8 protein-coding genes are annotated in these 13,025 nt (G+C 58.0%); 6 read left to right on the top strand and 2 right to left on the bottom strand.

The window, feature by feature from the left end; all coding sequences use genetic code 11:
* Nucleotides 1-25: 25 nt before the first annotated feature.
* Together K3166_RS05260 and K3166_RS05255 are read right to left on the bottom strand one after the other, a co-directional pair.
* Nucleotides 26-2,209 carry an EAL domain-containing protein gene (locus K3166_RS05260; protein ID WP_221423617.1) on the bottom strand — a complete coding sequence of 728 codons (2,184 nt, stop codon included), beginning with the start codon at nucleotides 2,207-2,209 and terminating at the stop codon, nucleotides 26-28.
* A gap of 90 nt (nucleotides 2,210-2,299) precedes the next feature.
* On the bottom strand, nucleotides 2,300-4,528 hold the full coding sequence (locus tag K3166_RS05255) for an EAL domain-containing protein (RefSeq protein ID WP_221423616.1): 2,229 nt from the start codon (nucleotides 4,526-4,528) through the stop codon (nucleotides 2,300-2,302).
* Between the two features lie 182 nt (nucleotides 4,529-4,710).
* Here K3166_RS05255 and K3166_RS05250 point away from each other — a divergent pair, with 182 nt between their 5' ends.
* The 6 genes from K3166_RS05250 (at nucleotide 4,711) to K3166_RS05225 (ending at nucleotide 13,022) form a co-directional block, all read left to right on the top strand.
* Nucleotides 4,711-6,018 (top strand): FAD-dependent oxidoreductase, encoded by a 1,308-nt coding sequence (locus tag K3166_RS05250; RefSeq protein ID WP_221423615.1) that lies wholly within the window; start codon nucleotides 4,711-4,713, stop codon nucleotides 6,016-6,018.
* A 70-nt stretch (nucleotides 6,019-6,088) separates the two neighbouring features.
* A complete protein-coding gene (locus K3166_RS05245; RefSeq protein WP_221423614.1) occupies nucleotides 6,089-7,777 on the top strand; it encodes a PHA/PHB synthase family protein in 1,689 nt (562 codons plus the stop codon).
* A gap of 31 nt (nucleotides 7,778-7,808) precedes the next feature.
* Nucleotides 7,809-8,675, top strand: a complete 867-nt coding sequence (locus tag K3166_RS05240; protein ID WP_247714745.1) for an alpha/beta fold hydrolase — start codon at nucleotides 7,809-7,811, stop codon at nucleotides 8,673-8,675.
* A gap of 39 nt (nucleotides 8,676-8,714) precedes the next feature.
* On the top strand, nucleotides 8,715-10,196 hold the full coding sequence (locus tag K3166_RS05235) for an MFS transporter (protein WP_221423613.1): 1,482 nt from the start codon (nucleotides 8,715-8,717) through the stop codon (nucleotides 10,194-10,196).
* A 67-nt stretch (nucleotides 10,197-10,263) separates the two neighbouring features.
* Nucleotides 10,264-12,015, top strand: a complete 1,752-nt coding sequence (locus K3166_RS05230; protein ID WP_221423612.1) for an N-acyl-D-amino-acid deacylase family protein — start codon at nucleotides 10,264-10,266, stop codon at nucleotides 12,013-12,015.
* Nucleotides 12,012-13,022 carry a zinc-dependent alcohol dehydrogenase family protein gene (locus K3166_RS05225; protein ID WP_221423611.1) on the top strand — a complete coding sequence of 337 codons (1,011 nt, stop codon included), beginning with the start codon at nucleotides 12,012-12,014 and terminating at the stop codon, nucleotides 13,020-13,022. The genes K3166_RS05230 and K3166_RS05225 overlap by 4 nt, the downstream gene beginning before the upstream one ends.
* Nucleotides 13,023-13,025: the final 3 nt, after the last annotated feature.

The raw sequence follows: 13,025 nt of genomic DNA, 5'->3' as shown, positions 1-13,025 counted from the left end.
ATCGCGTCTCCGCCGAAACGCGGGATTAGTTCTGCCCCGGCGCGTTCTTGGAAAGCTTGAACTTGGCGTAGCTTGCAGGCGCTCCGGACTGTGCATTTGCCATCGCATGTTTGCCCGCCGGCAAGGCTTCCAGCGGCGCACCGGCAGCTGCGAGTTCGTAGGGGCTGACGCGGTGGCGGGTGCAAAGGCCCCCTGCCCCATCGTCCACAAGCTCCTGTTCGAATTCAAGGCCTTGGGTGTCGCCCATCGTGCGGCGAACCGTGCAAACCGCCAATTGTCCGCCGCCAAAATCGAGGACGAACATTGTTCCGACCGGCACGTCCTCGATGCCCTCGATCATCGCCCCCGAACGGGACAGGTTGCGAAGCGTGACATCGTAGTAGTGATCTTCGTGGATCAATCCGATGCGGCGGAATACCGTGCGGCGGTTGGCGCGCTGATTGCCCTGATCGGTAGGCTCGAGGATCCAGTCACCATTGGCGATTTCCTCCAGGACCCTTTCCTGCGGCATCGCATCCGAGAAAACGAAGCCCTGTACCTGGTTCACCTTGAGATGACGCAGCTCTTCCATCAGCGGCATGGCGTGCACGCCAGAAGCCGCTGTTTCCATGCCAAGAGCATGGGCGAGCGCGACTACCGCGCGGACCAGTTCCATGTCGCCGAGGTCGTTGCCCATGACCGGCTCAAAGAAATTCGCGCCAATTTTGAGGGTGTTGAACGGCGCTCGGCGCAAATACGCGAGCGAAGATTTTCCTGTTCCGAATTGATCCAGAGTCAGTCGGACGCCCAGCTTGAACAGGTGGCTCAGCGTTACATCCACCTTGGACGCGTCGCCCAAGAGAACGGATTCATTGAGTTCTATCTCGAGCCGGGATGGGTCCAGACCGGTCTCTCCGAGAATTTTCTCCACCATCTCGGAAAACCCGTTGGCTTCGAATTGGACCGGAGAAATGTTGAGCGAAAGCCGCAGCGAATCGTGCCATTGAACCGCGTCTTCACATGCTTTGCGCAAAGCCCATTCGCCGATGGGAATGATCAAGCGGCTGCCTTCAGCAATGGGCAGGAAGGTATCGGGCGACACGCGGCCACGATCTTCATCTTGCCAGGAATACTTTGCTTCCAGGCCAACCACCTTGTTGCTGCCAAGTTCTACGATTGGCTGGTATTCAAGAGCGAAGTCGCCCGCCTCGATGGCAGCGGCGAGATCTTCTTCCATCCGCTTGCGCAGGTTCGCTTCGTGTTCGAGATCAGCGCCGTAGAAACGAAACTGGCCGCGGCCACCATTCTTCGATGCATAAAGCGCAAGGTCGGCGGCACGGGTCAGTTCGTCACGCTGCACGCCATCATAAGGTGCGATTGCAATGCCGACAGAACAACCGATCGTGCAGCGACCTTCTTCAACCGAGTAGGGCTGCGACAACATCTGGATGATCTTCTTGGCAATCTCGCCGAGTTCGCCGCGATCGTCGAGGTCGGGAATGAGGACCTGGAATTCGTCGCCGCCTAGCCGGCCGATTTCACCGCGTCCCGCGACCGCGCTACCAAGACGGTCCGCAACCTGCTGCAGCAGCTGGTCACCGGCGGCGTGGCCCAAGGTATCGTTCACCTGCTTGAAGCGGTCGAGGTCGAGCATCATCAATGCAGCAGAGCGCTTTGCAGCGCAGAACGTATGGAGCGTGGAATCGATGCGCTGTTCCATGCGGTGGCGATTGGCGAGGCCTGTCAAGGAATCGAACTTGGCGAGCCGGTTTGCTTCTTCCTCTGCGCGGAAGTCGTCGGTGATATCGACAACACTGCCACGAAAGCCAGTGAACTCGGTCTGCTCGTCATAGAGCGCCCTGCCCGACAGGCTGAGCACGGCATCGTTACGCGGGTCTTTTGCCTGAACCGACAGATTCGAAAAAGATTTGCGAGTGTTCAGCTTCAGGCCGAGCGAGCGCCCGTCTGCTTCGCCCTCTATCGGGATCAGTATTTTTTGAAAAGCGGTGCCTATTACCTCGTCCATCGCAATGCCCAACCGAAGTGCGATCGGAGGCGACAGGTAAGCGATATTGCCCTGTTTATCGGTCGCCCAGAAACCCAGCGCTCCGCTCTGCTCGATCTCGTCGACGATGCGCAGCTTGTCTTCAGCGCCGAAATTGGTCAGTCCCGAGAGACCGCCAGCGTCCTTGCGCGATGAAAACAGGTTCGAAAAGGGCATGGCCCCCATGGCGGGTAGACCTCAACAAGATTGAATTGGTAGGCTGATATCTAGGATAAAATGGTTATTTTTAGCCTAACGCCATCAGGGTGCTGCGCCTTATCCAGCTTTTCTGCGATGCGAATTTTTGCTGATATCGACTTCCATGAACTGCTTCCGCGTGCCGTTGGCCGCGTTTTCTGCCATCAGGATTGCGTACGGATCTTCGGGAAGGCTCGCGAGAGGCGCGTTAGACGCTGACGCAATTTCGTACGGGGACACGCGGTGCCTGGTGCACAGGCCATCGGAGCCGTCACTTATCAGCGGCATTTCGAATTCGAGCCCCTGGGTGAACTCGTCGGAACGCCTCACAGTCGCAACAGCGAGCTGACCGCCACCGAGATCTAATACCACGTTGGTTCCGATCGGCACATTGAGGAGGCCTTCCACCCGTGCGCCCGTCTTGGAAAGGTCGCGCATCACTACATGGTAGCGATGATCTTCATGGATCATACCCACCCGGCGATAAACGCTCTTGCGTTCGGCACGGAAGCGCTCGGGTCCGCGAGCTTCATAAGTCAACTGCTTGGTCTCAAGCCGTTCGAGCAGCTCATCGTGAGGAATTGCCGGCGAGAATATGAACCCCTGGATGTGGCTCGCGCCCCGCTCCTTCACCAGGTTCAATTCGTCTTTCGTTTCGACACCTTCAGCGACCGTTTCCATCTTCAGCGATTCCGCGAGGCTGACGATTGCCGACATAATCGCAGGGTTGTTGTTGCCCTTTTCAGTCGCGCCCTGGACGAATGCACGGTCGATCTTGATCTTGTCGAACGGCGCTTTCTGGAGGTAGCTCAGCGAAGAGTATCCGGTACCGAAATCGTCCAGTGCCAGCCGGACGCCAATCCGTTTGAGTTCTTCGAATATCTGCTGGGTTCGCGCTGCATCGCCGACGAAAACGCTTTCGGTAATCTCGAGCTCGAGCCGGGCCGCTGGCATGCCAGTATCCTGCAGCGCTTCCTTGACCCTCCGCGGAAAGTCGTCGTGCGCGAACTGGATGGCCGAAACGTTGACAGCCACGCGGAGTTCAAAGGGCCAGGTCGATGCTTCGCGGCAAACCTCGCGCAGCGCCCAATCACCTAGTTCGATAATCATGCCGATCTCTTCGGCGACCGGTATGAACTGCGACGGGGGAATGAAGCCTCGCTCCGGGTGTTCCCACCGGATCAATGCCTCGAGGCATTTGAGATTATGATCCTTGGCGCTGACTATCGGCTGATAGTACATGCGCAATTCGCCCTCTTCCATCGCCCTGCGCAGATCCGTCTCGATCTGATTGCGGGTTTGTGCCCCGTCACGCATGTCCACGTTGTAGAAGCGGTAGCAGCCCTTGCCCTTGTTCTTCGCCCCATACAGCGCAAGGTCAGCAGCCTTGATCAGTTCTTCAGGTTCGACCCCGTCAAAGGGCGAGACCGCAATACCTACCGACGTTCCGATGGTTACCCGGGCATCGTTCACCTGATATGGCTGCGAAATCATCTTGATAAGGCGATCAGCGAGTTCGCCCAGTTCGGCGCGGTCGTCGATATCCTGCAGCATGATCTGGAATTCATCGCCGCCCAAGCGGCCGATTTCGCCCTTGTTGCCGACAATGCGTTCGATCCGGTTTGCAACCTGCTTCAGCAAGTCGTCGCCGGCAGGGTGACCGTGCGTGTCGTTCACCTGCTTGAAGCGATCCAGATCCAGCATGAACAACGCACAGCTTCTCTGCGATGCGTGAAAGGCTTTGAGCGTAGATGCCAGCCGCTTGGACATCCGGTGACGGTTTGCCAACCCGGTCAGCGAATCGTACTGGGCCATCCGTTCCGCATCTAGCTGGGATGCGCGCGTGGACGTTATGTCCTTCGCGCTGCCGCGATAACCTGTGAAATTTCTCTCTTCATCATACTGCGGAATGCCCGTCAGTTCCCAGTAGAACTGCGGATCATTGCCGCCATTGGCGATACTCACGGGATGATGGGTGATCGAGTTGCGCGCACTCAGGACAAATTTGAGCGGACGCCCCTCGCGAATATGCTCTTCGTCTTGCAGGAAAAAATCCGCGAGCTGCTGTCCGAAGACTTCGGCTTCGGTGAGACCCAGCTTTTCCAAAGCAGCAGGAGACAGGTAGATAATACGGTTTGCTTCGTCGCTCGCCCAAAACCAACCCAGACCGGCGTTCTCGAAGCTGTCGAGCAATTCAAGGCGCGAAACAGACCGCGGCGTAGCGACATCATTCGCCGATTTCGGCGGTGAGCCCCTCTTCCGGGCTCCAGATTTGCCTTTTGACCGCTTGGTGAAGAATCCACTCATGCCTGTTTCCGAATAATTGTCAGTCATATTCGCCAAATCAGCGAGCACGCGTCTCTAGCCGGAAATCGTTACTCAATGCATAACCATAGCAAGCCGCACAGGCGCGCCGGTAGCGGGAGCTTGCCTCGCGGCGAGAGGGGAGGCATGGTCATCCCTCGGAGAGGCGGGGGAGAATACCGCATATGCGTCATATCGCGATTATCGGGTCTGGACCTGCAGGCTATTACACTGCCGAAGCGGCCGGAAAACAATGGGGCGAGGATGCCCGTGTTGACGTGTTCGACAAGCTTCCCGTTCCATATGGCCTGATCAGAACAGGTGTCGCACCGGATCATCAGTCTATCAAAGGTGTCGCCCGACGATATGAGAAGACTGCGCTTAGCGACAACGTTCGGTTTGTCGGCAATGTCGATGTTGGCAAAGACGTGACAGTCGCGGAATTGCAGGAGCTCTACGACGCTGTCATTTTCGCCACCGGTGCCCCGGAGGACCGGACGCTGGGTATCGAGGGTGAGAACCTGCCCAATGTTCTGGGCAGCGCCGCATTCGTGGGTTGGTACAATGGCCACCCCGAGTTCGCGAATATCGATCCCGACCTCCAGGGACGCAACGCGGTTGTTATCGGAATGGGCAATGTTGCACTCGATGTCGCCCGCATTCTTTCGAAAACAGAGGATGAGCTCGCCGGGTCCGACATCGTCGAACACGCATTGTCTGCCTTGCGAGGCTCCAAGCTCGACACGATCACGATCGTGGGCCGGCGTGGACCGCACCAGATCATGATGACGCCCAAGGAACTGGGCGAGCTCATGCATCTGGAACGGGCAAGCCCCCGGGTAGACAAATCCGATCTGCCGCCGGTCGATGATGATGCGATCCTCGAGCCCGGCCAGCGAAAATCGGTCGGTCTCCTGCGTGACTTTGCTGCCATTCCCGAGAATATCCACGGCGAGAAAGCCATCGGGATCGAGATCGATTTTTTCGCCAACCCCACGCGGTTCATCGAGGAAGATGGAAAATTGCGCGCCGTCGAAGTCGAACGAACCAAAATCGAAAAAGGCCGCGCCATCGGCACTGGCGAGACCTACGAGATTCCAGCGACCCTCGTGGTCACCTGCATCGGATACCGCTCCTCACCGGTCGAAGGCGTCCCTTTTGACGAACGCCAAGGCCGCTTCGCCAATGACGATGGACGCATTCTCCCCGGACTGTACTGTGTCGGCTGGGCCAAGCGTGGCCCGACTGGCACCATTGGCACCAATCGCCCCGATGGATACGGCGTTATCGAAAAGGTCGCGCAAGACATTGGACAAGGGTCACGCAAGAAAGGCCGCGACGGCTTTGATGAGCTTGCCGCGAAACGCCATCTCGACATCGTGACTTTCCGCGACTGGCAAAAGATTGATGAAGCCGAGGCGGCAGCGGCAAGAGAGGGCGCACCGCGAGAAAAATTCGTCGATATTGCAAGCATGATTGCGGCCCGACAATAGACGGAACACTGGCGCCCTTCCCTGCGTTGAAATACTGAAAAAAGTTAAGAACCAAGAGGATCCGAACAATATGGCACAGCTCGAAGACGAAGCCGCACAATCCACCAGCGCACTCGGCCCGCTCATTGGTCTCACGCGCGAGGATATTTTCGGTGCGGTTGCCGTCATGCTGCGCGAGACGGCATCAGACCCCAAGCGACTGATGCAGCATAGCCAAGCAGTGGGTCAGGACATGATCAAGATCATGACCGGCAAGAGCGATATCACTCCCGATCCCAAGGACAAACGGTTCAAGGATCCGGCATGGCAGTACAATCCGTTCATGCGCGCCGGGATGCAGTACTATCTTGCGGTCCAGAAAGGCGCTTCGCGCTGGCTGGAAGACCTGGAGCTGGACGAGCTTGAGAAGGATCGCGCGCGGTTCATCTCCAACATCATCATCGATGGTTTGGCGCCAACAAATACGCTGATTGGCAATCCCACCGCGCAGAAGATGGCAATCGATTCCGGCGGCCTGAGCCTGATCAAGGGCCTCAAGAACGCCTATGAAGACATGGTCCATAACAAGGGCATGGTGAGTCAGGTCGACAAGAAGCCATTCAAACTCGGCGAGAATATCGCCACGTCGAAGGGCTCGGTCGTTTTGCGGACCGAAATGATGGAATTGGTGCAATACGCCCCGACGACTGACGAAGTGTACGAGATCCCGCAGCTCACCATCCCCCCGCAGATCAACAAGATGTATATCAATGACCTCACGCCTGAAAAATCGGTGGTGAAGTACCAGCTGGATAACGGAATCCAGACTTTCGTGATCAGCTGGAAGAACCCGACCAAGGAACAGGGCCACTGGGATATGGCCGACTATGTGCATTCCTGCCGCGAGGCCATGGAGGCGGTCAGCAAGATCACCGGTTCCAAAAAGGTCAATGTATCGGCCGGTTGCTCGGGCGGGCAGACCGCATCCATGCTCGCCAGCAAAATGGCGTCGGACAAGGACGATCTGCTCGGCGCGTTGACCTTGATGGTTTGTGTGCTGCACCCGAAGCAGAATGATATCGAAGCCGGTTCGCTGGTGAGCGAAAACGGACTTTCGCTCGCCAAGCGCAGGGCTGCGAAAAAAGGTGTCATCAAGGGCGATGACCTGGCGCGCGGCTTCGCCTGGCTGCGTCCGAATGATCTGATCTGGAACTACGTCATCAATAACTACCTGCTTGGTCAGGATCCGCCCGCTTTTGACGTCCTGTTCTGGAATGCCGATGCGACCAACCTGTCAGCTTCGCTGATGGGCGATTTCCTGACCGTTTTCGAAACGCTTGCCTTCACCAAGAAGGGTGAGGTCGAGATGGTCGACCACAAGATCGACCTTTCAAAGGTCACCAGCGACCTGTTTATCCTTGGCGGCGTCACCGATCACATCACTCCATGGAAGGCGACATATCGCTCTACCCGCCTGTTTGGCTCCAAGAATGTGACCTACGTTTTGTCACATTCGGGCCACATGCAGGCCATTTTGAACCCCCCGGGCAACCCAAAAGCCCGGTATTACATCCAGAAAGATGACAAAAAGAAGCTGCCGGAAACCGCTGACGAGTGGCTCAAGGGAACTGAAGAAGTTTCAGGCTCTTGGTGGCCATATTGGATGGAATGGGTGCAGGCGCGCGGCGGCAAGAAGAAGAAAGCTCCCGCAAAACTGGGGAACAAAGACTATAAACCGCTGGACCCCGCCCCCGGTCTCTACGTTATGGAGGAGTGCTGACACACTTGTCAGCAAGCAGCAGGATAATCGTGTGACCGCATCGAAGAACGAACCAATGACCGCCACGGTCGAATTGATCGAGGCTGGCGGTCGCACGCTGCGTGTTGCACACTGGCGGCTGGGTGAGAAAAGCGATTACCCGCCGATCCTGTTTTTCAACGGGATCGGAGCGAACATAGAAGCCGTCGCACCGCTGGCAGAAATGCTGACGGAGCGGGCGTTCGTGATGTTCGATATGCCGGGCACAGGTGAAAGCCCGGATCCGGTGATGCCGTACAATCCGTTCACGATGTGCTGGACTGCTACGCAAATTCTCGACCAGCTGGGCGTCGGCACTGTCGACGTCATGGGAGTGAGCTGGGGCGGCGCGATGGCGCAGCATTTCGCCTTGCAGCATCCAAGGCGTACCCGCCGCGTGGTGCTCGCCGCGACCACTGCAGGCATGTTGATGGTCCCAGGAAATCCGGCTGCCCTTTCGAAAATGGCTGACCCGCGCCGCTATATCGATGCGAAATTCATGAACGAGCATTTCGCCACGCTCTATGGCGGCGTCGATCAGGATGGTTCAGCACACCAAAAAGACAGCCATATCGGCCGCCTCAAACCCCCTTCCCCTCGCGGTTATGTCTACCAGCTCCTCGCGATGCTCGGTTGGACCAGCCTGCCTGCGTTGCCATTCCTGAATAAGGAAGTGCTGATCATGATGGGAGACGATGACCAGATCGTACCGCTCATCAACGGCCGTATCCTGGCTTCGGTCATTCGCAACGCGCGTCTCGAAGTCATGAAAGGCGGAGGCCATCTGTTTCTCCTCACCCATGCCGACGAGAGCGTAGACGCCCTCCGCACGTTCTTGGATGGACCAGACACAGAAAGCGAAACGCGACGGGCCGCCTGACGCGTTGTCTGCGGGCCATCGGACAGGAGATAACGACCGATGGAAACCGCTCAAGCCGACCCGAATTTCCGCCCTCTCGCCGCCCGACCCCACTCGGGTGAAGGCGGTGCGTTGGGCAAAACCGGCTTTGCATGGGCTGTCTTCGAGTGGGCTCGTAATCCCTATTACCTGTTGATCGTCATCTACATTTTCGCGCCCTATTTCGCGCGCGACATCATCGGGGCGGATCTCATTGCAAGCGGTGAACTTGGCCATCTTGGTCAGGACGAAGCGCGCAACGCCGCAAACGCCCAAGGGCAGGCGACAATCGCATCGGTCACGAAGTGGGCCGGGATTATCGCGGCACTGACCGCACCCTTTCTCGGGGCCGCACTCGACCGGGGCGGACGGCTTAAACCGCTACTGGCTATTTTCCTGGTGTCGATCACTACTTGCTCGGCGCTTCTTTGGTTTGCCCAGCCCGGGGGCCAAGGCTTGCCGGCGAGCGCCGTCATGGCGCTGCTGGTGATTGCCTATGTCAGTTTTACCTATTCCGAGGTCACACATAACTCGATGTTGAGCGTGGCCGGCACCAAAGACCGCCTCTCCATGATTTCAGGCCTCGGGCTGGGCCTTGGCAATCTGGCTGCCACGCTGATCTTCCTCGCGCTGGTGTTGTTGTTCGTTTTGCCTGAGATGATCGGTTGGCCATTTGCCGAACCTCAATTTGGCATCGACACCTCCGAGTTTGAGCATGTCAGGATAGCTGGTCCGATCTGCGCGGTATGGCTGGCGGCATTCTCCATTCCGTTTTTCCTGCACGCCAACGATCCTGGCATACCAGGCGCCAGTTGGAGACGGGCTGTAGTTGACGGTGCGCGAAGTGTCGTAAAGACCCTGCGCGAGGCGGCTCAATACCGCGAACTCATGAAATATCTGCTCGCCCGAATGTTCTATGCCGACGGGATGGCAGCCCTACTCGCACTGGGCGCAGTCTATGTCGCGCTGTTCCTCGAGTGGGGTTTCCTAGAAATGCTCTGCTACGCGATATTTGCCAGCGCATGGGCGTTTCTGGGCGGTATTTTCGGCGGCTGGCTCGATCACAAGGTCGGCGTGAAAAACGCCCTGATCATTGAAATTGTCGGCATGGTAGCCGCCATGCTCGTGCAATGGAGCCTGACACAGGAAAGCCTGTTCTTCGGCATGATAGATAACTTTCAAGTGTGGGACGGACTGGTGTTCCAGACCTTGTCGGACCTGACTTACCTTGGCCTGATCAGCGTCGTGGCCGTCACTGTGACGGCAAGCATATCCTCCAGCAGAACCATGCTGGTCACCCTCGCACCGCCGGGGCGCAGCGGCGAGTTCTTTGGTCTGTTTGCCATTGCCGGAACGATCACGGTCTGGATGGGGCCGCTACTGGTCCAGTATTTCACCCTGTGGTTCAATGACCAGCGGATCGGGATGGCTTCGATCACAATCCTGTTCGCGATCGGATTCGGCTTCCTCTTATCCGTCCGAATGCCTGCCGAGGCACGATAACGCAAAAAATTGGACTCATCGGTTGCAATGTGGAACCTTCTTTAACGGAAGAGAGGAATCCACAGACATGCCCGCATTCGACCTGATCATTCGCAACGGAACCATCGTAGATGGAACCGGCGCTGAGCGCTTCATTGGAGACATCGCAGTCAAGGACGGCCTGATCGCCCAAGTGGGTAAGGTGACCGGTGACAGCGCAGAAGAAATTGATGCAGCGGGAATGCTGGTGGCACCGGGCTTTGTGGACATTCATACCCACTATGACGGACAGGCCACCTGGGATCAGGAAATGGCCCCATCGAGCTGGCACGGCGTGACCACGGTCGTAATGGGCAATTGCGGCGTAGGTTTTGCCCCGGCTCGGCCAGACAAGCACGAATGGCTGATCGGCCTCATGGAAGGTGTCGAAGATATTCCAGGCACTGCGTTGGCCGAAGGCATGAGCTGGGATTGGGAAACCTTCCCAGAATATCTCGATGCTTTGGAGAAAATGCCGCGGGCCGTGGATGTTGGCACGCACGTGCCCCACGGGTCCGTCCGTGCCTATGTCCTCGGTGATCGTGAGCGGCCGGGCGCAGTTCCGACCGCTGACGATATCGCGAAGATGTCCGCAATTGTCGAAGAAGGTGTCCGTGCGGGAGCCCTGGGTTTCTCCACCTCGCGCACCGTCCTCCACCGCGATGTCGAGGGCGAAGTCGTGCCAGGGACAACAGCAACTGCAGAGGAACTTGTCGAAATCGGCCGCGCAATGGGCCGCGCGGGTCACGGCGTGTTCGAAATGGCCAGTGACATGATGCGCGAGTGGGACGAGTTTGGCTGGATGGGCAAACTCAGCCGCGAGACGGGTCTGCCCGTGACCTTCGCGGCACTTCAGTCAATCGCAAAGGAAATGCCGCTCGACGAACAGATCGCAAGCATGCGAGCCGAGAACGACAACGGCGCCAACATCGTCGCCCAGATCGCCCTACGCGGTAACGGCATCGTCATGGCATGGCAGGGCACGGTTCATCCGTTCAGATTGAAACCGAGCTGGAAAGAGATCGAAGACCTTCCTTGGGAAGAGCAGAAAGCGAAGCTGCTCGATCCTGATTTCAAGGCACGCATTTTGACCGAGCAGCATGATTTTTCAGACGTCAATCCTGACATAATGGGTTTGATAAGGGTCGTTTGCGGCGGCTGGAACATGCAATTCGAAATGGACCCGGAGTTCAATTACGAGCCCACCGCTGAAGAGAGCATTCTCGAGCGTGCAAAGGCGGGCGGCGTGACGGGCGATGAATACGTATATGACCTGCTGTGCAGCGATGATTGCAAGGGGTTCATCTACCTGCCCATCCTGAATTACGCAGATGGCAATCTGGATTTCCTGCGCGATCTGCAGCACTCTGACGACACCGTGAATTCGCTCTCTGACGGCGGCGCGCATTGCGGCACCATCTGCGACGCGGCCTCACCGACCTTCATGCTCCAGCACTGGGTCCGTGATCGTCAGCGGGGAACGATCGGATTGGAAAACGCCATCAAGCGGCAGTGCGCCGATACAGCGCGTCTCTATGGGCTTGAGGATCGCGGTGTGCTGGCACCCGGGTTTCTTGCCGACATCAACATTATCGACATGGACCGGCTGAAACTTGGCAAGCCTTGGTTGGCATTCGATCTGCCTGCGGGCGGGAAGCGATTGCTTCAGAAAGCAGACGGCTATGTCGCGACAATCAAGAACGGCACAATCACCTTTCGCGACGGCGAGTGGACCGGCGCTGCGCCCGGCGGTCTGATCAGGGGGCCTCAGCGCGCCGAATTGGCGGAAGCTGCAGAATGAAGGCTATCCGCACAGGCTCTGCGCCCTCCACCCTCGACGCACTCGAACTGGTAGACATCGATGACGCATCCGCTCCCGCGGCAGGCGAGATCACTGTCGATCTCAAGGCGAGTTCACTCAACTATCACGACTATGCTGTCGTCAAAGGCATGATCCCTAGCGCGCAGGGGCGTATTCCCATGTCCGACGGCGCAGGCGTGGTGACATCGGTCGCAAGCGATGTGACCGAGTTCGCTGTTGGCGACCATGTCGTGAGTACATTTTTTCCCGACTGGCTCGATGGCGAGCCACCACAAGCCGCTTTCACCCGCGTTCCGGGTGATGGCATCGATGGGTATGCGCGCGAACGGATCACCGCCCCGTCGCATTGGTTCACGCGCGCACCAGCCGGGTTCAGTCATGCGGAGGCGGCCACGCTAACCTGCGCCGGCCTCACAGCCTGGCGGGCACTATTCGTCGACTACAAACTGAAGCCGGGGGACACGGTGCTTGTGCAGGGTACGGGCGGAGTTTCCATCTTCGCGCTCCAGTTCGCCAAAGCCGCGGGCGCCAAGGTCATCGCCACCAGCTCATCGAACGAAAAGCTGGAACGGGTGAAAGCGATGGGCGCAGACCACTTGATCAACTACAAAGAGGTCGAAGCATGGGGCCCCAAGGCGCTTGAGCTCACCTGGGGACGAGGAGTTGATTGCGTCGTGGAAATTGGCGGCGCTGGAACTCTCGACCAGTCGATGTTGGCAACCCGTGTCGGAGGCCATGTGTCGCTAATTGGCGTCTTGGCCGGATTTGCGGGACCAGTGCAGACGGCCTTGCTTTTCAGCAAGAACCTGACCGTCCAGGGCCTGACCGTGGGCAGCCGCAAGATGCAGCAGGACATGATTGCCGCGATCGAAGCCAATGCGATCAAGCCAATCATCAGCGATACCTTCGCGTTGGCAGAACTGGCCGACGCATTCCGGCATCAGGAAAGCGGCGGCCACTTCGGCAAGATTGCGGTCGACATTTAGCGC

The organism is Qipengyuania psychrotolerans, from assembly GCF_019711355.1.
Classification (GTDB): Bacteria; Pseudomonadota; Alphaproteobacteria; order Sphingomonadales; family Sphingomonadaceae; genus Qipengyuania; species Qipengyuania psychrotolerans.
This window is presented reverse-complemented; position numbering and strand designations above follow the sequence as displayed.

Bases quoted from the DNA above. Each gene is read 5' to 3' on its own strand.
- K3166_RS05260 (WP_221423617.1), bottom strand. From the start codon at position 2,209: ATGGGGGCCATGCCCTTTTCGAACCTGTTTTCATCGCGCAAGGACGCT.
- K3166_RS05255 (WP_221423616.1), bottom strand. From the start codon at position 4,528: ATGAGTGGATTCTTCACCAAGCGGTCAAAAGGCAAATCTGGAGCCCGG.
- K3166_RS05250 (WP_221423615.1), top strand. From the start codon at position 4,711: ATGCGTCATATCGCGATTATCGGGTCTGGACCTGCAGGCTATTACACT.
- K3166_RS05245 (WP_221423614.1), top strand. From the start codon at position 6,089: ATGGCACAGCTCGAAGACGAAGCCGCACAATCCACCAGCGCACTCGGC.
- K3166_RS05235 (WP_221423613.1), top strand. From the start codon at position 8,715: ATGGAAACCGCTCAAGCCGACCCGAATTTCCGCCCTCTCGCCGCCCGA.
- K3166_RS05230 (WP_221423612.1), top strand. From the start codon at position 10,264: ATGCCCGCATTCGACCTGATCATTCGCAACGGAACCATCGTAGATGGA.
- K3166_RS05225 (WP_221423611.1), top strand. From the start codon at position 12,012: ATGAAGGCTATCCGCACAGGCTCTGCGCCCTCCACCCTCGACGCACTC.